Genomic DNA, 19,790 nt, shown 5'->3' with positions numbered 1-19,790 from the left:
AGCGGGATAGGCTGTAGGGAAAGTCGTGCAACAAGAGACGCCGATTCTTATGAGATTTTTTTCTTAAAATTTATCGATCTTTTAAACTAATGAAAAAGCATCATTTTATTTAAATTTTTATTTTTTATCAAACTTATTCATAATTGAACGCGTCATGTCTAAAGCGTAAAATAACTGTGTCACAAAAAAGCCAAATATACAATGAGGCATGGAGGACATGCCTATAAATCGAAAGGTAGTGTAAAAGGGGAATAACCAATGAAGAAAAAAGTACTCATCTACTTGGTGATCGCAGCAGTGATGATAAATGGTGTATACAGGTGGTCCGAAAAAACAACCCGGGAAAGCTATCAGATCCAGGCCGGGGACAAATACAAGAACTTCAAGGAATTGCAGGAAAACGAAAAAAGCGGCTATGACATTGATTATCACGAAAAAGCGGGAAGCGACTGTTTAATCTTTTCGCCCCACGGAGGAAGAATAGAAGGCGGAGTGAGCGAGCTTGTCCGAGCTTTTAATGATGATTATTCAACTTATTTATTCGAAGGAAAAAAGGATGAGAACAACTCCGATCTTCATATTACCAGCACAAACTTTGACGAGCCTCTGGCATTGCAGAAAATAAAAGAACACCGCTATACCATCGCATTCCACGGCTATTCGGGCGACCGTCCGCACACGCTTGTGGGAGGAACGGACAGAAAGCTGGCAAAAGCCATCGTCAAATCTCTGAAAAAGTCTGACTTTTCCGCAGAATTGGTCAAAGTGGACGGGAAATTTGCCGGAACTGCTGAGGAAAACATCAATAATGAAAGCCAGACAGGAATGAGCGTGCAGCTTGAAATCAGCACGGCTCAGAGGAAAGAGTTTTTCGAAGACTTTTCCTATAAAGAGAGGGAAGAGACAAAAACGAGAACATTCCGAAAATATGTCAAGGCGGTCCGCAAGGTGCTGCAGGACAGATGCTGAAAATGGAAACTCATGTTATTCTGTGTATGAACTGCTAAAACATGAAGGAGGAATAAAAGAATGGAACGGAAAGACCGCATCGTTCAGGAATTTATGTCCCACCGCCTTGTGACAGAAGAACTCATTCAAAAAATTGATGAAAAACATCTCGATTACAAACCGACTGAAACGTCGATGCCAGCAAAGGAACTTGTCACGCATATGCTGCAATCTTTCTATACCTTTGCTTCGGCGGCAAAGGAAGGGAACGGAGAGCCTTTTAAAAAGAAGCCCGAAGAAACAGGGACAAGCTTGAGCGAGCTTGCCAAAACGTATACAGAAAAAACAAAAACGCTGCTTGAATCCTTTACGGATGAAGAATTGGATCGTGAAGTCGATTTGACCGGCGTCTTCGGACGAAAAGTAGCCGGCGAACAGCTGCTGCAGCTCGCGATCGGACACGAAATTCACCACAAAGGCAATCTGTTTGTTTATGTCCGTGAAATGGGACACACGGATCTGCCTTTGTATGTAAAGATTCATTGATCCTGAGAGCCCTCCTTGAAAGAAAACCGGTTAAAAAGGAATACGAAAGCACCCGGGAGTACACATTATGAGTAAAAGCTAAAGGAGGGTGTCAGGTGAATACGCAGCGTGCCCAGGAAATCGTCGAATCACCCGATATGGTTGATGTTACTTATAACGGCAGGCCGATTTATATTCAGCGTGTCGACGAACAAAATGAAACCGCAAGAATCTTTCCGCTCGGCCAGCCGGAGAACGAGCAGGAAGTGCCGCTCGCAAATTTGAAAGAACATTAAAAAGAAACCCCTTCTGAGGAAGGGGTTTTGTTTTGGATTTGCCTGCCACACAGCCATCAAAAAAACACCCGAAAGACCGAGTGTTTAATTTATAATTTTCGCAAGTCCTCTTACTGCCAGCCTCAGCACATAAAACAATGGCTCAAGCAAATCGACGAGATAAAGATAATCCCATTTGTCATCATTACGTTTATTTTTTTTCTTCAACGAATGTTTCTCCTTTCTTGACGGTAATGGGGTTATTTCATATACGAGCATGCTTCCTATAAGTTTCAGATTACGGGTGAAATTTGTTTTTTCTGGAGGCCCATTGTTTTTGAAGCCAGCTTTTTTTATAAAGATAAGCGATCAATTCCATCCACATCTTAGGAAGCCTCTGCGGGAAACGGCTTTTTTTGTAAAGGGTTTGATAGGCTGTTTTTAAGTCATCCCACTGCCTGCATTCTTTCGTCTGCAAAAATCTGGCGACATCGATGACTTTGATTGTTCCAGACGGCGTCAGTATCAGGTTTCGGAGGTGGATATCGGATGGATTCAATCCTTTCCGCCTCGCATCGTTCAATGCGCGGTCGACCTCGCAGATCATGTCATCATCGATCCGAATGCCTTTGTTTAAACACTCATAAAAAGTATATCCTTTAATATACTCCATTAAAATATATGATGGCCCTGTTTCATATATATCAGGATAATAATTCGAATCAGAAAGCTTTTTGTAAATCTCCGCTTCCCTTGCGGCGATGTTCTTAAATTCAGGAAAAAAGACTTTAAGAGCCATTTCCCTGCCGCCCTCTTCAGTCAGCTTAAAAACGTATGCGCTCCTGCCTTTCCCGATCAATTCCAAGTCATCGGGTTTTTGGATAAGCTTGTTGAACTTTTTTTTCGTATCATACTTTACGGCTTCTGCATAGGTATGCGCCTTTTTCACGCTGAGCTCACCTTCTTTTTAAGGGCTGGTCAAACGAAAAACTCTCTATAATGTTGTTTATACATGAGAATGGGCTGTTTTGCACCTTAAATGCTTTTGAGTTCTTCATATTGGTTTGAAAATGTAACATTCGTAAACCGGTTGTCATCTAAAAAGAGATCGCTTGCTTTTTTAGATTAATTTTTAAAAGCGTTGGTCAAACTAAGGATATGATCGTTAAGGCAAAAAAGAAGGTGATATTGATGTACAGCCGAAGCAAGTTCAAAATCGGTTTATTGCTTATTGGAAGTCTGCTGGCCGCGCTCAGCTTTCACCTGGAGGCCTTGGCCGAAAAGCCGGCTAAAGTTCAAATCCAGCTTGAAAAGGTTTATCTGGACGGAGACGTTGGAATTGAGAATAAAGTAGAGGCCGCTCGCACACTGGAAGACTTTAAAGCTGCTTATAAAGGGTGGCAGCTCATCGATCAGAAAAAGGGGTTTATTCTGTTTCGCAAACAGGTGGACGACATTTCTCCCCTCAGCAAAACAAACGGTTATATCGGAGTGACTGAAGATGGCGTGATTTCGACTTTTCACGGTCGCCCGGGCATCTTATCAGAACCCATTCAATCGTTTTTTCAGATTGATATAAAGCGGCTGGAAAGCCGGATGGCGGATGATCTGCGCAAAGGGATACCATACCGCACGAAAAAGGAATTTGAACATGTCATTGAAGCCGTAAAATCATCCGGAAGCCAACATCATGTAGAAGATATGAAGACATGACGCTGTTATGTCTTTTTTCAGCTGCAGACAGAAGCTTTTTTAGCGAACATATGTTAACTTTTTCATTCTAGCTTTGCCTGTTTTGTGTTACAATGAAGAGCAGTCAAAGAGGTGAATGAACGTTGATCGAATTCGTAAAAGGGACGATTGATTATGTATCGCCCCAATATATTGTCATTGAAAACGGCGGGATCGGCTATCAGATCTTCACGCCAAATCCGTTTATTTATAAGAAAAACAGCAAAGAAACAATCTATACATACCATTATGTAAGAGAAGACACGAATGCGCTGTACGGCTTTTCGACAAGGGAAGAAAAAATGCTGTTTACGAAAATGCTGAATGTTACGGGGATCGGCCCAAAAGGAGCGCTTGCGATCCTCGCTTCCGGCGATCCGGGAGCGGTGATTGAAGCGATCGAGAATGAGGACGAAGCATTTCTCGTCAAATTTCCCGGCGTAGGCAAAAAAACGGCAAGGCAGATCATCCTTGACCTGAAAGGGAAGCTTGCGGACGCCGTTCCTGAAATCGCTGCCGATCTGTTTAACCATGAAGAGCGGGAGCAAATTCATGAAGCGGCAACGGCTCTTGAGGAAGCGCTTGAAGCATTGAGGGCGCTCGGCTATTCCGATCGGGAAATTAAAAAAGTCCAGCCTCATTTGAAAAAGGAAGAGGCGCTTTCGACAGATCAATACGTTAAAAAAGCATTGCAAAAATTGTTAAAGTAAGGTGATATCATGGATGAGCGGCTTGTATCAAGTGAACTAGACAACCATGAATCAGCGATTGAGCAAAGTCTGCGTCCGCAAAGACTTGCTCAGTATATCGGCCAGGAAAAAGTGAAAGATAACCTCAAGGTTTTCATCGAAGCTGCGAAAATGCGGGAGGAAACCCTTGACCATGTCTTATTGTACGGGCCGCCGGGATTGGGAAAAACGACGCTCGCCGCGATCATCGCCAACGAAATGGGAGTCAATCTCAGAACGACGTCAGGTCCGGCGATCGAGCGCCCCGGTGATTTGGCGGCGATATTAACGGCTCTGGAGCCAGGTGACGTTTTATTTATAGACGAGATCCACCGCCTGCACCGTTCGATCGAAGAGGTGCTGTATCCTGCGATGGAAGATTTCTGCCTTGATATCGTGATCGGCAAAGGACCGTCGGCACGTTCTGTGAGGCTCGATCTTCCTCCTTTTACCCTCGTCGGCGCGACCACAAGGGTTGGGCTTTTAACCGCGCCTCTCAGGGACAGGTTCGGCGTTCTGTCGAGGCTTGAGTATTACACGCGTGATGAGCTTTCAGAGATCGTGATCAGAACGGCAGAGCTGTTTGAAGTCGACATCGATTCGCTCTCGGCTCTCGAAATCGCGAGACGGTCAAGAGGGACGCCGCGGATTGCCAACAGGCTTTTAAGGAGGGTCAGGGATTTTGCCCAGGTGCTTGGAAACAGCTCCATCACAGAGGAAGTGGCGGTTGATGCGCTTGAACGCCTCCAGGTTGATAAACTCGGGCTTGACCATATCGACCGCAAGCTTTTGATGGGCATGATCGAAAAATTTGGCGGCGGCCCCGTCGGCATCGATACGATTTCGGCTACTATCGGTGAGGAGTCTCACACGATTGAGGATGTGTATGAGCCGTATCTTCTTCAAATCGGTTTTATTCAAAGAACGCCGCGGGGGCGCATCGTAACCCCTGATGTTTACAGCCACTTTAAAATGGAGGTTCCGAACCATGACTGAATTTCCAAAGATTTTAATGGTGCTGGGCGCCGTCATTTTTGGCATCGGTTTATTCATGCAAGTCATCGGCAGGCTTCCCGGCGACATTTTTGTGAAAAAGGGAAACGTGACGTTTTTCTTTCCGGTTGTTACATGCATTGTCATCAGCATCATTCTGTCCGTGGTGTTTTCCTTTTTCGGACGAATGAAATGACGCGACATTCAAGTCTATAGATAGAGTAAGGTGAAAAAAGATGAAAGTAGAATTATTCGATTTTGACTTGCCTGAACGCCTTATCGCACAGGTTCCTTTAAAAGAGCGGGATGCGTCCAGGCTGATGGTGCTGGATAAAAAAACAGGAGAAATCACTCACAGCACGTTTAAGCACGTGATTGATTTTCTGAACGCAGGCGATTGCATCGTGTTGAATGATACGAGGGTGCTACCGGCCCGCTTGTACGGAGTCAAGGAAGAGACGGGCGCAAAGGTTGAAGTTCTTCTGTTAAAACAGGAGGAAGGGGACGTATGGGAAACGCTTGTCAAGCCCGCAAAGCGGGTCAAGCGCGGAACCGTTCTTTCGTTTGGAGACGGCCGTCTAACGGCGGTCTGCACAGAAGAGCTCGAGCACGGCGGAAGAAAAATTGAATTCCGCTATGAAGGAATTTTTTACGAGGTGCTCGAATCGCTCGGCGAAATGCCTCTGCCTCCTTATATTAAAGAACAGCTCGATGACAGAGAGCGCTATCAGACGGTTTACTCAAAGAAACAAGGATCGGCGGCTGCGCCGACGGCCGGGCTGCATTTTACGGAAGAGATTCTGGATGCGCTCAGGAAAAAAGGCGTGCATATTGCGTTTATTACCCTTCACGTCGGGCTCGGGACATTCCGGCCTGTCAGTGCGGAAAATGTAGAGGAACACGATATGCATGCCGAGTTTTATGAAATGTCGGAAGAAACGGCAGCATTGTTAAACCGCGTCAGACAGGAAGGCGGAAAAATCATTTCCGTCGGCACGACATCGACGAGGACGCTTGAGACCATCGCTTCCGAACATGACGGCCGCTTCCGGGAAGCGAGAGGCTGGACATCGATTTTTATTTATCCAGGCTACACATTCCGGGCGATTGACGGGATGATTACCAATTTTCATCTTCCGAAATCGTCCCTCATTATGCTTGTCAGCGCGCTCGCAGGCAGAGAGCATGTGCTTTCTGCCTACCGCACCGCAGTGGAACACGAATACCGCTTCTTCAGCTTCGGAGATGCCATGTTGATCAAATAAAATTCAAAAAGATTGGAGGGCTCATAATTTGTCGCAGCAACCGATACGCTATGAGTTCATAAAAGCATGTAAACAAACAGGAGCAAGGCTGGGGAGAGTGCACACCCCGCACGGCTCATTTGAAACGCCGGTGTTTATGCCCGTAGGAACGCTCGCCACCGTTAAAACGATGGCGCCGGAAGAGCTGAAAGAAATGGGTGCAGGCATTATTTTAAGCAATACGTACCACCTTTGGCTGAGACCGGGCCATGACATCGTCAAAGAGGCGGGGGGCCTTCATCAGTTTATGAATTGGGACCGCGCCATTTTGACGGATTCAGGCGGCTTTCAGGTGTTTTCCCTGAGCGAGTTCCGCAAAATCGAAGAGGAAGGCGTTCATTTCCGCAATCATTTAAACGGAGACAAGCTGTTTTTATCTCCTGAAAAAGCGATGGACATCCAAAACGCCCTCGGATCAGATATTATGATGGCGTTTGACGAATGCCCGCCGTACCCGGCAGAGTACGATTATATGAAGAGGTCTGTTGAGCGGACGAGCCGCTGGGCGGAAAGGTGCCTGAAAGCTCACAAACGCCCTGACGAGCAAGGGCTTTTCGGAATCGTTCAAGGCGGAGAGTACGAAAACTTGAGAAAACAAAGTGCGAAAGACTTGATTTCACTGGATTTTCCGGGATATGCTATAGGTGGACTATCCGTCGGAGAGCCGAAAGACGTGATGAACCGTGTGCTGGAGTTTACAACTCCGCTGCTTCCTGCGGATAAACCGCGCTATTTAATGGGGGTCGGCTCACCGGACTCTCTGATTGACGGAGCCATCCGCGGAGTGGATATGTTCGATTGCGTGCTGCCGACAAGGATAGCGAGAAACGGTACGCTCATGACGAGCGAAGGGCGTCTCGTCGTGAAAAATGCCAAATATGAAAGAGATTTCAGACCGATCGACGAGCAGTGCGACTGCTATACGTGCCGCAATTACTCGCGCGCTTATATCAGACATTTAATCCGCTGTAACGAAACGTTTGGAATTCGTTTAACTTCTTATCATAATCTTTATTTTCTGTTAAAATTAATGGGGCAAGTCAGAGATGCCATTCGTGAAGATCGTTTAGGTGATTTCCGGGAAGAGTTTTTTGAGCGCTACGGTTTTAATAAACCAAATGCTAAAAGTTTCTGACACATAAACGAAGAAAGCGATAAAGCCATTTGAAAGGGGTGAAAAAATAATGGAGATGCTTGGAACATTACTTCCGATTATTTTAATGTTTGCGGTTCTTTATTTCCTTTTGATCCGTCCGCAGCAAAAGCAGCAGAAGGCTGTCCGCCAGATGCAGGAGGAGCTGAAAAAAGGAGATAAGGTCGTAACGATCGGCGGCCTGCACGGCATCGTTGATTCAATTGACGAAAGCAAGGTTGTCATCAAAACAGGTGACAATACCCGTCTGACATTCGACCGCCGCGCGATCAGAGAGGCGTCAGCAGAATAGCCGAAAGGCTGATACATAAGCATCGGAAATCAGACTGTCGCAGGACGTGAAAACGGCGCTAGCGCCGTTCCTTATGTCTTGATGAAGCCGCAGTTGTTCCTGATGTGACATGGCATAAAAGAAGCCTTATGGGCACGAGAAAAGGGAGCGGTCATCCGCTCCCTTTTTGCTGTCTTTATGCACGGCTCCCCTGCAGATTAACCCCGAAAATTCCGCCCAGCATGCTGACTCCCAAAAAACCGGAATGATAGAGGAGCTGCTTCAAATTGAAGGCTTCGCCAAAGCCGAGATATTGAAACAAAAGCACCGTAAGAGAGAAGCAAAGCGCTGTCAACCCTCCGCTCAGCCACCCTTTTTCCTTCGATTTGCCTCCCGCAATAAAACCGCCGATGAACAAGGTAATAAAAGAAATGGCGGTAATAAACCAGCTGAATGAACTTTCGGTTAATGATGTGAAGGTGAGGAGCAGCGAAATGAGCATGCTTCCCGCGAACATCAAAGCGAAAATAACCGCCAAGCTGTATAAAATCCCTTTGCCGACTTGTTTTGGTTCGTTCATCACGATCCTCCTTTCGATATAGACGGGCTCGTCTTTTTAAATGTATTCTGCACGTTTGGCAAATAGACTAGCTCCCCCGACCTTTTATACATAAAAGCCTCAATTTAACAAAGGCTATGTATATGATCATGATAGGGAGGCGGGCGGTAATGGATGAAATCTTAGCTCTTACGTTTCGGACGATCGTTTTGTATTTCATCATCTTTATTTTGTTTCGCTTGATGGGGAAGAGGGAAATAGGCGAGCTGAGCATATTGGATCTTGTCGTTTTTATCATGATGGCCGAAATCGCGGTTTTGGCCATTGAAAATCTCGATGACCACCTTCTCCATACGATCATTCCAATTCTCGTTTTGACGCTGATCCAGGTTATATTTGCATATCTGTCATTGAAAAATCAAAAAATCCGCCGGCTTCTCGATGGAAAACCGACGATTATCATAGACCGCGGAAAAATTGATGAACACGCCATGAGGACACAGCGCTATAATTACGATGATTTGATGACGCAGCTGAGAGATAAGAATGTGGAACGAATCGCGGATGTTTCATATGCGATTTTGGAGCCGACCGGGAAGCTTTCAGTGTTTACAAAAGACGGGCCGAACAAAATGATCGAACTGCCGTTGATTGTTGACGGAATTGTTCAAAAAGAACAATTGGAAAAGATCGGGAAAGACCGGGAGTGGCTTGAGCAAAAGCTTGAAAAAAGAGGACACCGCGACCTTTCCAAAATTTCTTATTGCACATACAATAATGGTTCTTTTTTTATTGACATAAAGGATGAATTTAAACCTTAAAGCGAAAGCTTACGAAATCCAGCGGCCGAACAGCGGAAACCGCTGGATTTCTTCTTTTTTGACCAGCTTGAAGGCGACCAGAAGGAAGACGTAAAGACAGCTTGTAACCGCGACACACAATAGCAGGCGCATCGGCTCGGACTGGTCTGAAAAAAGGTGTTCTTTCATCAGCAGGCTGCTCCATCCCGATATCAAAATGACGCCGAAGGATACGATATATTCTTTCAGATTGATGCTGATGGGAAGCACTTTGCTGACGGTTGCGGCGTGCAGCAGGGTGACGAGGATGATCCCTGTCAAAATCGCCAGCGCAGCCCCCATAATGCCAAGCGAAGGCCGTGAAGCGAGAACAAAAATGAGACCTGTTTTCACAACGGCGCCGACAAGGCTGTTCATCATTGCCGCGCCGGCCAGGTTTAAAGCCTGCAGGACGGCCTGCAGCGGACCTTGGAAATAGTAAAATAAAAAGAATGGAGCCATGATTTTCACATAAATAGCGGCATTTGACGACCCGTACATCACGCTGACCAGCTCATCCGCGTACGAAAACAAAATGACCGCCGATATTCCGCCGCTTAAAAGGCAAAGTCTCATGGCCTGCTCAAGCCTGTATTCCACGACTTGCATTTTTTTCTGTTCGATTCCTTCGCTGATGGCTGGAACGAGCGCCGTAGACAGCGAATATGTGATAAAGCTCGGGAGGGTGAGAAGCGTCAGGGCAAAGCCGGTCAACTCTCCGTACTGGCTCGTTGCGGCGGAAGCGGCGACCCCTGCTATTGCAAGGCTTTGCGCTACGACAATCGGCTCAAAAAACCATGACAGGTTGCCGATAAAACGGCTGCCCGTTGTTGGGAGCGAAACGCTCATCAGCTCGAAAAACGTGGTTCGTCCAGATTTCAGCGATTGGAAAAAACGTTTTCTGATGCGGATTTTCTTTTTGTATTTAAAGGCGACGAACAAATAAAGAAGTGAAGCCAATTCGCCAAACACGGATGACAGCATCGCGCCCGCAGCCGCATATTCGATGCCGAGCGGAAGGAATGCCGTCGTGCAGACGGCGACGAGCGATATCCGGACAATTTGTTCGAGAACCTGGGACACGGCGAGCGGCCGCATATTCTGCTTGCCTTGAAAATAGCCCCTCAGCACGCTGGAAACGGCAATGATCGGAACGACCGGCGTAACCGCCAAAAGCGGATAAAGCGTTCTTTTGTCTGTGAGCAGCGTGTCGGCCATCAGCGGGGCGTAAATGAGAAACACCGGAGTGATGACGGCGCTGAGCGTCCCGGTGATCGCAAGAGACATCACTAAAATCTGCTTTGTCTTCCTGTGGTCTCGGCGCGCTTCCGCTTCAGCGACCAGCTTGCTGATGGCGACCGGGAGGCCGAACTGGGTGAGGGTGACGGCCAGAAAAAAGGTCGGAGCCGCCATCATGTAAAGTCCGACGCCTTCACCACCGATGAACCTTGCGATGACAATCCGGTTGATAAAGCCGAGCATTCTCGTAATCAAACCTGCCGCTATTAAAATGAGCGTTCCTTTTAAAAACGTCTGCTTCGTCATTTCTAGAGTCCCCTGCCTTCTCAAACAACCTTTAATCATATACAATAAGATATGCGCATACATCGTCCAAGCATGACAAGTCTCTCTGAAAAAATGTGAAAGGAGCGTGGCTTTGGCATGGGCAAACATCCGGCTGATCTGTACAAGGACCATTTAAAACCTTTTCTTCGCAGTAAGACGGAAGAGTTCAGGATACTCGGGTATGACGATATTGAAATAGAGGAATTGTGGTCATACTTATTGAATAAGAAATGGAAGAAGCGGAAGGATGTTCAAATTCACCAGCTGGCCGGTGATATTTTATCTGTGAAAATTGGCGAATTTATGAACTATGCAACCGTAGAATCGTTTAAAACGTCTAATTTACTCGACAGCAAAGAAGGGCAGGATATGCTCGATGAGCTGCTGAGGTAGCCGTTGATTTTGGTTGATTTAAGGAGGAAATACATAATGAAAAAAGGACGCTTGATTGCGTTTTTCCTTACCGTTCTCTTGATCGGTACAGGACTGGGAATGTTCACGAAGCCGGCTGCAGACAACATCAGCCTCGGCCTTGATCTTCAGGGCGGTTTTGAGGTTCTGTATGAAGTCCAGCCTGCCAAACAGGGCGACAAAATTGACAGGGATGCCCTCATCAGCACGGTTGAAGCGCTGAACCGCCGGGCGAATGTATTAGGCGTCAGCGAGCCGAACATTCAAATTGAAGGAAACAACCGGATCAGGGTTCAGCTTGCTGGCGTCGACAACCAGAACAGGGCGCGGGAAATCTTATCAACACAGGCTCAGCTTACGTTCAGGGATACGAATGACAAAGAGCTTTTGAACGGTGCGGATCTTGTCGAAAACGGCGCCAAACAGTCGTTCAAGCAGGATACGAATGAGCCGATCGTGACGATCAAGCTGAAGGATGCCGATAAATTCGGCGAAGTGACGAAGAAAGTGCTCGATATGAAGCCGAACAACCAGCTCGTCATTTGGCTTGATTACAAAAAAGGCGACTCTTTTAAAAAGGAATCGCAAAAAGCGGATCATAAATACATCTCCGCTCCGAATGTCAGCCAGGTGCTGAATACGTCAGACGTGATGATTGAAGGCAACTTTACGATTCAGGAAGCAAAAGACATGGCGAGCATTTTAAATGCGGGAGCTCTTCCTGTCAAACTCGTTGAAAAGTATTCGACATCCGTCGGAGCGCAGTTTGGGGAGCAGGCTTTGAATGATACCGTGTTTGCGGGAATCATTGGTATTGCTATTATTTTCTTATTTATGCTTCTTTACTATCGCTTGCCTGGTTTTATTGCGGTCATTACGCTTTCGGTCTACATCTACATTACACTGCAGATATTCGACTGGATGAATGCGGTTCTGACCCTTCCGGGGATCGCGGCTCTTATATTGGGCGTCGGGATGGCGGTTGACGCCAACATCATTACGTATGAACGCATAAAAGAAGAGCTGAAGCTCGGCAAATCGGTCCGTTCGGCTTTTAAAGCAGGAAACAGAAGATCGTTTGCAACGATTTTTGATGCCAATATTACGACGATGCTTGCCGGAATCGTGCTTTTCATATTTGGTACAAGCTCTGTCAAAGGCTTCGCGACCATGCTGATCCTATCCATTTTGACAAGCTTTATTACAGCTGTCTTCCTGTCGCGCTTCCTGCTCGGCCTGCTGGTCGAAAGCCGCTGGCTTGACCGGAAAAAAGGCTGGTTTGGGGTGCGCAAAAAAGACATTTTGGATATCAGAAAGACAGACGAAAATACGGAGCCTCCGAACCCGTTTTCCAAATGGGATTTCGTCGGGAAGCGCAAATGGTTCTTTGCATTTTCGGGCGTTCTTCTGGCCGCTGGTCTTATCGTCTTGCTTGTGTTTAAGCTGAACCTCGGCATCGATTTCTCAAGCGGATCGAGAATCGAAGTTCAAAGCGATCATAAGCTGACAACCCAGCAGCTCGAAAAGGACTTTGAACAAGTCGGGCTTGATCCTGACTCGATCGTTCTTTCAGGCGAAAAAAATGATCATGGCGTCGCCAGGTTTGTCGGCGTGCCGAATCAGAAAAAGATCGCTGAAGTGAAAGATTATTTTAAAGACAAATACGGAAGCGAACCAAATGTCAGCACCGTATCGCCTACCGTCGGCAAGGAGCTGGCGAGAAATGCGCTTTATGCGGTGATCATCGCGTCAATCGGGCTCATTTTGTATGTCTCGATCCGCTTTGAATACAAGATGGCGATTGCGGCTATTACTTCATTGCTGTATGACGCGTTTTTCATCATTGCCGTCTTCAGCCTGACAAGGCTTGAGGTTGATGTTACTTTCATTGCTGCCGTGCTGACGATCATCGGCTATTCGATAAATGATACAATTGTAACGTTTGACAGGATCAGGGAGCATATGAAAAAGCGCAAACCGAAAACCTTCAGCGACTTGTCGCATATTGTGAATTTGAGCTTGCAGCAGACGTTCACGCGTTCGATTAATACGGTGCTGACTGTCGTCATTGTCGTCATTGCACTTCTCATCTTCGGCGCTGCATCGATTTCGAACTTCTCTGTTGCGCTGTTGGTCGGACTTTTGAGCGGAGTATATTCATCACTCTACATCGCAGCTCAACTATGGCTTGTCTGGAAAGGGCGCGAACTGAAAAAGCCGAAGCGCAAGCCTGCAGAAGAATAAATAATGGACTGCCCGCACTGCCGGGCGGTCTTTTTTTGATTTGAATAGAAAAAAAGTTGTTTTGGCGGCTTTCTATCGATCTTCTTTTTGTTTAAAATTGGAGCAGAGCGGGAAAATAACGCTAGAAAACGACGCGAATGGAGAGAGTATCTCATGAACAAACAATGGACGTTAATTGCTGCACTTATTTTTACATTAATTGTTGCTGTTTTCGCGGTCATTAATGTTGAACCGGTGAAGGTTGATTTTCTTTTTGGTACAGCAGAATGGCCTTTGATCCTGGTGATTTTGGTGTCGGTATTGATGGGGGCGTTTATCATCGGCTCGGCCGGCGCTTTCCAGATCATGCGGCTGAAAAAAGAGCTCAAGGCGCTCAAGAAAGAAGAACGGGCAAAGCATCCTGAACTCGAAGCCGAACCGGCGGCGCCCGAAAATCAGAAAGACTAGAAAGATTGTACGAAATAAATTGAATCCCCTCATGCCGCTCTAGTATAATAGTGTGGTTGAGGGGTGAATTTATGTTAGCGTCAAAAATGCGTTGGGACGTGCAAACGCCCGACAAAGAAAAGGTGGAGCAGCTCGCCGGAAGGTTAGGCATTACTCCCCTTGCCGCCTCATTGCTTGTCATGAGAGGTTACGATACAGCCGACAAAGCATCTTCATTTTTATATGGCAATGATGCACGTTTTCACGATCCTTATCTGCTGAAAGATATGGAAAAAGCTGTACGGCGAATCAAACAGGCAATTTCAGATCAAGAAAAGATTATGATTTACGGCGATTATGATGCGGACGGTGTGACAAGCACGACTGTCCTTTTGCAAATGTTGAAAAAATGTTCAGCACAAGCCGATTTTTATATACCTGACCGCTTTAAAGAAGGGTACGGTCCGAATGAAGCGGCCTTTCGCGGGATCAAAGAATCAGGCTATTCATTGATCATTACAGTTGACACAGGCATTGCCGGCGTTCATGAAGCTGAAGTCGCTAAAGAGCTCGGCATCGACCTGATCATTACGGATCACCATGAGCCGGGTCCCGTTTTGCCGGATGCTTATGCGATCATTCATCCGAAACAGCCGGGCTGCGGCTATCCATTTAAAGAGCTTGCCGGCGTCGGTGTGGCATTTAAGCTTGCCCATGCCTTGAACGGAGAGCTTCCGGAAGATTTGCTCGACCTTTGTGCGATCGGTACGATTGCCGATCTTGTGCCGCTTCATGATGAAAACAGGCAGATAGCCAAGCGCGGCATGGAACAGTTCAGGAAAACGAAGCGTCCAGGATTAAAAGCGCTGGCGAAAATTGCCGGAGCGGAGATACATAACGCGGATGAAGAGACCATCGGTTTTCAAATCGCGCCCCGCTTAAACGCGGTCGGCAGAATTGAACAGGCTGACCCGGCCGTTTACCTCCTGAACACAGAAGACGAAAGAGAAGCGGAAGAGCTTGCTGAGGACATCAACGCCTTGAACAAGGAGCGCCAAAAAATCGTCAATCAGATGACAGAGGAAGCCGTTCAGATGATCGAGGAGGAAGGCCTTGACCAGCCTGTGATCGTCGTAGCGCGGCCGGGCTGGAATCCTGGCGTCGTGGGAATCGTGGCTTCAAAGCTTGTCGAGCGGTTTTACAGGCCCGCCATCGTCCTTGGCGTCGATGAAGAAAAAGGAATTGCCAAAGGATCTGCGCGCAGCATCAAAGGATTTGATTTATTTCAAAACCTTTCCGAGTGCCGGGATATTCTCCCGCACTTCGGCGGCCACCCGATGGCAGCCGGAATGACGCTCAACCTGGAAGACGTTTCGGCTCTGAGGGAGAGAATCAACCGTCAGGCTGAAGCGGTTCTGACCGAGGCAGATTTTATCCCCGTCCAAGACGTCGATTTGTGCTGCCGGCTCGAAGATATATCGGTTGACAGCATTGCCGAAATGAACTTGCTGGCGCCGTTCGGCACGGGAAACCCGAAGCCGTTCGTTCTTGTCAGCGACGTAAAAATTGATGACGCCAAAAAAATCGGCGCCAACAAGAATCATTTGAAGCTTGTGCTTGCAGACGACGGGAACAAGCTCGATTGCATCGGATTTTATAAAGGCGCCATCGAAGACGGGATCGTTCCTGGAGCAAAGATTTCGATTGTCGGGGAACTGTCGATTAACGAGTGGAACAACAGAAAAAAACCGCAGCTGATGATCAAAGATGCGGCCGTCAATGAATGGCAGCTGTTTGATCTGCGGGGAAAACGGTCATGGGAAGAAAAAATATTGCAGCTGGACCCTGCAAAACGGGCGTGCATCTGCTTCCGCGAGGAAACAAAAGCGAAGCTTGCGGGGACAGGCCTTGAAGAAGAGCTGACCGTCATCAGCGGCCCTGAAGAGGCAGAGCGTCTCGACCTTGAGAGCCGCTATGCGGTATTTATAGATATTCCGCCGTCGCTCGACATCTTTGACCAAGTGATAAAAGGCAAAAAACTGGAGCGCATTTATCTGATTTTTTATCAATCAGATGAACATTTTTTCTCAACATTTCCAACAAGGGAATACTTTAAATGGTACTATGCTTTCCTCCTGAAAAGAGGTTCTTTTGACTTGCCGAAATACGGCGGGGAGCTTGCCAGACATAAAGGCTGGACAAAAGACACAATTGATTTCATGACAAAGGTGTTTTTTGAGCTCGGTTTTGTTACAATAGAGAATGGTGTTTTATCTGTTGTTTATCATGCCGAAAGGCGTGATCTGACAGATTCTGAAACCTACCGGGAAAAACAGCGCCTGATTGAATTGGAGCAAAAGCTCATTTATTCTTCGGCGGATGAGCTTAAACAGTGGCTGGATAAGCGGATGGCGGAAAACGCCGTCGCTTATAAAGTATGAGGAGGACATGAAGACAGATGGATTTGAAGAAGTATGTGACAATTGTGCCGGATTACCCGAAGGAAGGCGTACAATTTAAAGATATTACAACATTGATGGACAAAGGCGACGTCTATCGCTATGCGACAGATCAAATTGTAACGTATGCGAAAGAAAAAGAGATCGATCTTGTCGTGGGACCTGAAGCGAGAGGATTTATCATCGGCTGCCCTGTCGCATATTCGCTTGGGGTAGGATTTGCGCCTGTCCGCAAAGAAGGCAAATTGCCGCGCGAAGTCATCAAAGTCGACTACGGATTGGAATATGGAAAAGATGTCCTGACCATCCATAAAGATGCCATTAAACCGGGGCAGCGCGTCTTGATCACTGACGACCTGCTTGCAACTGGCGGGACGATCGAAGCAACGATCAAGCTGGTTGAAGAGCTCGGCGGCATCGTAGCCGGAATCGCTTTCCTGATCGAGCTGACATATCTTGAAGGAAGAAATAAACTGGACGGATATGATATTTTAACCTTGATGCAATACTAAACAAAATTTATACTATAAAAAGCACTCATCAAAAGCGGGTGCTTTTTTTCCTATTCATATAGTATTCCGGGGCCGGCAAAAGTCCTTTTGAATTTCTTCTCTTTACATCTGTGACATTTTTCTTGATAATAATTACAATACAGTTTTCAATTATAAAAAAGGTGATTCCATGGCGAACGAACAAGTATTAACCGCTGAGCAAGTCATTGAGAAGGCGAAAAGTTACCTTTCCGATGAACATGTTGCTTTTATAAAAAAGGCTTATCAGTACGCGGAAGACGCACATCGCGAACAATACCGCAAATCGGGCGAGCCGTATATTATCCATCCGATCCAGGTCGCGGGTATCCTCGTCGATTTGGAAATGGACCCCGCCACAATAGCGGGAGGATTTCTCCATGATGTGGTGGAAGATACGAGTGTAACGCTTGAAGATTTAAAGGAAGCATTCAACGAAGAAGTTGCGATGCTTGTCGACGGCGTCACGAAGCTTGGGAAAATTAAATATAAATCACAGGAAGAACAGCAGGCAGAAAATCATCGGAAAATGTTTGTGGCTATGGCTCAGGACATCCGCGTCATTTTGATCAAGCTGGCGGACCGCCTTCACAACATGAGAACCCTGAAGCACCTGCCGCAGGAAAAGCAGCGCAGAATTTCAAATGAGACGCTTGAAATATTTGCTCCGCTGGCTCATCGCCTTGGGATTTCAAAAATAAAGTGGGAGCTTGAGGATACCGCTTTGCGCTATTTAAATCCGCAGCAATATTACCGGATCGTCAATTTGATGAAGAAAAAGCGGGCCGAAAGGGAATTGTACGTCGAAGAGGTCGTAAACGAAGTGAAAAGCCGCGTCGAAGAGGTTAATATTAAAGCGGACTTTTCCGGACGGCCGAAGCATATTTACAGCATCTACAGAAAAATGGCGATGCAAAACAAGCAATTCAACGAAATTTACGACTTGCTCGCAGTCCGGATCCTCGTCAACAGCATCAAGGACTGCTACGCGGTTCTAGGCATCATTCATACATGCTGGAAGCCGATGCCGGGCAGATTTAAAGACTATATCGCAATGCCGAAGCCGAACATGTACCAGTCGCTCCATACCACCGTCATCGGTCCGAAGGGGGATCCGCTGGAAGTCCAGATCAGGACGTTTGAAATGCACGAAATTGCGGAATACGGAATCGCGGCCCACTGGGCTTACAAAGAAGGCAAAAATGTCAATGAAGATTCAAGCTTTGATAAAAAGCTCTCCTGGTTCCGTGAAATTTTGGAATTTCAAAATGAGTCGAGCGATGCCGAAGAATTTATGGAGTCTCTAAAAATCGATTTGTTTTCCGACATGGTGTTCGTTTTTACGCCGAAAGGGGACGTCATTGAATTGCCGTCAGGCTCCGTGCCGATCGACTTTTCGTACCGGATCCATTCAGAAATAGGCAATAAAACGATCGGGGCGAAAGTAAACGGCAAAATGGTCACGCTTGATTACAAGCTGCGCACAGGGGATATCGTAGAAATTCTGACGTCCAAGCATTCGTACGGTCCGAGCCAGGACTGGATCAACCTTGCGCAGACATCTCAGGCTAAGCATAAAATCCGCCAGTTCTTTAAAAAGCAGCGCAGAGAGGAAAACGTCGAAAAAGGCAGAGAACTGGTTGAAAAAGAAATTAAAAACCTGGACTTTGAAGTGAAGGACGTCTTAACAGTCGAGAATCTGCAGAAAGTCGCCGACAAATTCAATTTTGCCAATGAAGAAGACATGTATGCCGCAGTCGGCTATAACGGCATTACAGCCGCTCAAGTTGCAAACCGTCTGACGGAAAAAGAACGGAAAATCAGAGATCAGGAAGAACAGGTGAAAAGCGTTCAAGACGTAACGCCTGAACCGAAACCTTACCAAGGGAAAAAGCGCGAAGCGGGTGTTCGCGTCAAAGGCGTTGACAACCTTCTGATCAGACTGTCAAAATGCTGCAACCCCGTTCCGGGAGATCCGATCGTCGGATTCATTACAAAAGGCCGTGGTGTATCTGTCCATCGCGAGGACTGCCCGAATGTTTTAACAAATGAAGCACTCGACCGGCTGATTCAAGTAGAATGGGAGCATGAGCCGCAGACGCAGCGGAGAAAAGAATATAACGTCGAAATCGAAATTCTCGGCTATGACCGCCGCGGCCTTCTTAATGAAGTTCTTCAGGCCGTTAATGAGACAAAAACAAATATTTCATCTGTATCAGGTAAATCTGATCGCAATAAAGTGGCGACGATCCATATGGCCATCTTCATTCAAAATATTAATCATTTGCATAAAGTGGTTGAACGGATCAAACAGATCAAAGATATTTACTCCGTGCGCAGGGTGATGAATTAGGAGGAAAAGGGTCATGAGATTAGTTGTTCAGCGCGTCACAGATGCAAGCGTTTCGGTAGGAGGCGAGACTGTCGGTCAAATCGGTCTCGGCTTGATGGTGCTTGTCGGCGTGACGCAGGAAGATACGAGCGAAGATGCCGCATATTTGGCGGAAAAGCTAGTCAATCTGCGAATTTTTGAAGATGAAGGCGAAAAGATGAACCTGTCGCTTTTAGATGTCGGAGGCTCCGTTTTATCGGTATCTCAGTTTACCTTGTACGGCGACACGAAAAAAGGGAGACGGCCGAATTTTACAAAAGCGGCAAAGCCCGATCAGGCGCTTCAATTGTACGAGGAGTGGAACAGCATGCTTCGCGCAAAAGGGGTCGCTGTCGAAACGGGAAGATTTGGCGAAATGATGGATGTCAAGCTGACAAATTCGGGCCCCGTCACCTTTATTATGGATTCTAAAGCTTGAAAAAGCTCCCAATTGGGA

General features: G+C 46.8%; 21 protein-coding genes. 18 read left to right on the top strand and 3 right to left on the bottom strand.

Annotation, left to right across the window (positions count from 1 at the left end; all coding sequences use genetic code 11):
• The first annotated feature begins 258 nt into the window (after positions 1-258).
• From MHI30_RS14850 to MHI30_RS14840, 3 genes are all read left to right on the top strand, one after another.
• Positions 259-969: a poly-gamma-glutamate hydrolase family protein gene (locus tag MHI30_RS14850; RefSeq protein ID WP_003183992.1), complete on the top strand. Its 711-nt coding sequence runs from the start codon at positions 259-261 to the stop codon at positions 967-969.
• Positions 970-1,029: 60 nt separating this feature from the next.
• On the top strand, positions 1,030-1,494 hold the full coding sequence (locus MHI30_RS14845; RefSeq protein WP_003183991.1) for a DinB family protein: 465 nt from the start codon (positions 1,030-1,032) through the stop codon (positions 1,492-1,494).
• A 95-nt stretch (positions 1,495-1,589) separates the two neighbouring features.
• Entirely contained in the window at positions 1,590-1,769 is a 180-nt protein-coding gene (locus MHI30_RS14840) for a small acid-soluble spore protein H (protein ID WP_003183990.1), read from the top strand.
• Between the two features lie 277 nt (positions 1,770-2,046).
• Here MHI30_RS14840 and MHI30_RS14835 read toward each other — a convergent pair whose 3' ends face one another.
• Positions 2,047-2,697: a protein kinase family protein gene (locus MHI30_RS14835; RefSeq protein ID WP_003183988.1), complete on the bottom strand. Its 651-nt coding sequence runs from the start codon at positions 2,695-2,697 to the stop codon at positions 2,047-2,049.
• Between the two features lie 242 nt (positions 2,698-2,939).
• Between MHI30_RS14835 and MHI30_RS14830 the strand changes: the two genes are divergently transcribed.
• The 7 genes from MHI30_RS14830 to yajC all read left to right on the top strand — a co-directional run bounded on the left by MHI30_RS14830 (position 2,940) and on the right by yajC (position 7,949).
• Positions 2,940-3,461: an intercompartmental signaling factor BofC gene (locus MHI30_RS14830; protein WP_003183987.1), complete on the top strand. Its 522-nt coding sequence runs from the start codon at positions 2,940-2,942 to the stop codon at positions 3,459-3,461.
• Between the two features lie 122 nt (positions 3,462-3,583).
• Complete coding sequence (gene ruvA / locus MHI30_RS14825; RefSeq protein WP_003183986.1) at positions 3,584-4,189, top strand: Holliday junction branch migration protein RuvA; 606 nt, start codon at positions 3,584-3,586, stop codon at positions 4,187-4,189.
• 9 nt (positions 4,190-4,198) lie between these two features.
• The gene (gene ruvB / locus MHI30_RS14820) at positions 4,199-5,203 is read left to right on the top strand and encodes a Holliday junction branch migration DNA helicase RuvB (protein WP_003183985.1); all 1,005 of its coding nucleotides are present in this window, start codon (positions 4,199-4,201) and stop codon (positions 5,201-5,203) included.
• Positions 5,196-5,396, top strand: coding sequence for a DUF2905 domain-containing protein (locus MHI30_RS14815; RefSeq protein ID WP_003183984.1), 201 nt, complete (start codon positions 5,196-5,198; stop codon positions 5,394-5,396). Before ruvB ends, MHI30_RS14815 begins: the two co-directional genes overlap by 8 nt.
• Positions 5,397-5,436: 40 nt before the next feature.
• Entirely contained in the window at positions 5,437-6,465 is a 1,029-nt protein-coding gene (gene queA, locus MHI30_RS14810) for a tRNA preQ1(34) S-adenosylmethionine ribosyltransferase-isomerase QueA (protein ID WP_020452420.1), read from the top strand.
• Positions 6,466-6,493: 28 nt separating this feature from the next.
• The gene (gene tgt / locus MHI30_RS14805) at positions 6,494-7,639 is read left to right on the top strand and encodes a tRNA guanosine(34) transglycosylase Tgt (protein WP_020452419.1); all 1,146 of its coding nucleotides are present in this window, start codon (positions 6,494-6,496) and stop codon (positions 7,637-7,639) included.
• A gap of 46 nt (positions 7,640-7,685) precedes the next feature.
• Complete coding sequence (gene yajC / locus MHI30_RS14800) at positions 7,686-7,949, top strand: preprotein translocase subunit YajC (RefSeq protein ID WP_085959518.1); 264 nt, start codon at positions 7,686-7,688, stop codon at positions 7,947-7,949.
• 175 nt (positions 7,950-8,124) lie between these two features.
• Here yajC and MHI30_RS14795 read toward each other — a convergent pair whose 3' ends face one another.
• Positions 8,125-8,508: a TIGR04086 family membrane protein gene (locus MHI30_RS14795; protein WP_075752049.1), complete on the bottom strand. Its 384-nt coding sequence runs from the start codon at positions 8,506-8,508 to the stop codon at positions 8,125-8,127.
• A gap of 149 nt (positions 8,509-8,657) precedes the next feature.
• Between MHI30_RS14795 and MHI30_RS14790 the strand changes: the two genes are divergently transcribed.
• On the top strand, positions 8,658-9,308 hold the full coding sequence (locus tag MHI30_RS14790; protein WP_075752050.1) for a DUF421 domain-containing protein: 651 nt from the start codon (positions 8,658-8,660) through the stop codon (positions 9,306-9,308).
• Positions 9,309-9,317: 9 nt separating this feature from the next.
• On the opposite strand, the gene spoVB is transcribed toward MHI30_RS14790, so the two are convergent.
• Positions 9,318-10,871 carry a stage V sporulation protein B gene (gene spoVB, locus MHI30_RS14785; RefSeq protein ID WP_075752051.1) on the bottom strand — a complete coding sequence of 518 codons (1,554 nt, stop codon included), beginning with the start codon at positions 10,869-10,871 and terminating at the stop codon, positions 9,318-9,320.
• Between the two features lie 117 nt (positions 10,872-10,988).
• Here spoVB and MHI30_RS14780 point away from each other — a divergent pair, with 117 nt between their 5' ends.
• From MHI30_RS14780 to dtd, 7 genes are all read left to right on the top strand, one after another.
• A complete protein-coding gene (locus MHI30_RS14780) occupies positions 10,989-11,285 on the top strand; it encodes a post-transcriptional regulator (RefSeq protein WP_075752052.1) in 297 nt (98 codons plus the stop codon).
• A 36-nt stretch (positions 11,286-11,321) separates the two neighbouring features.
• The gene (gene secDF, locus MHI30_RS14775) at positions 11,322-13,547 is read left to right on the top strand and encodes a protein translocase subunit SecDF (RefSeq protein WP_003183969.1); all 2,226 of its coding nucleotides are present in this window, start codon (positions 11,322-11,324) and stop codon (positions 13,545-13,547) included.
• A 153-nt stretch (positions 13,548-13,700) separates the two neighbouring features.
• Positions 13,701-13,994, top strand: coding sequence for a lipopolysaccharide assembly protein LapA domain-containing protein (locus MHI30_RS14770; protein ID WP_017474367.1), 294 nt, complete (start codon positions 13,701-13,703; stop codon positions 13,992-13,994).
• Positions 13,995-14,065: 71 nt separating this feature from the next.
• Positions 14,066-16,414, top strand: a complete 2,349-nt coding sequence (gene recJ / locus MHI30_RS14765) for a single-stranded-DNA-specific exonuclease RecJ (RefSeq protein WP_075752053.1) — start codon at positions 14,066-14,068, stop codon at positions 16,412-16,414.
• A gap of 17 nt (positions 16,415-16,431) precedes the next feature.
• Positions 16,432-16,944: an adenine phosphoribosyltransferase gene (locus tag MHI30_RS14760; protein WP_020452411.1), complete on the top strand. Its 513-nt coding sequence runs from the start codon at positions 16,432-16,434 to the stop codon at positions 16,942-16,944.
• 169 nt (positions 16,945-17,113) lie between these two features.
• Positions 17,114-19,315, top strand: a complete 2,202-nt coding sequence (locus tag MHI30_RS14755; protein ID WP_023855390.1) for a bifunctional (p)ppGpp synthetase/guanosine-3',5'-bis(diphosphate) 3'-pyrophosphohydrolase — start codon at positions 17,114-17,116, stop codon at positions 19,313-19,315.
• Positions 19,316-19,328: 13 nt separating this feature from the next.
• Positions 19,329-19,772: a D-aminoacyl-tRNA deacylase gene (dtd, locus tag MHI30_RS14750; RefSeq protein WP_048349914.1), complete on the top strand. Its 444-nt coding sequence runs from the start codon at positions 19,329-19,331 to the stop codon at positions 19,770-19,772.
• The last annotated feature ends 18 nt before the right edge of the window (positions 19,773-19,790 follow it).

The sequence above is a fragment of the Bacillus sp. FSL L8-0528 genome (assembly GCF_038593085.1).
Taxonomy (GTDB): domain Bacteria; phylum Bacillota; class Bacilli; order Bacillales; family Bacillaceae; genus Bacillus; species Bacillus paralicheniformis.
Note: the sequence above shows the minus strand (reverse complement) of the source record. Positions and strands in the feature narration are given on the sequence as shown.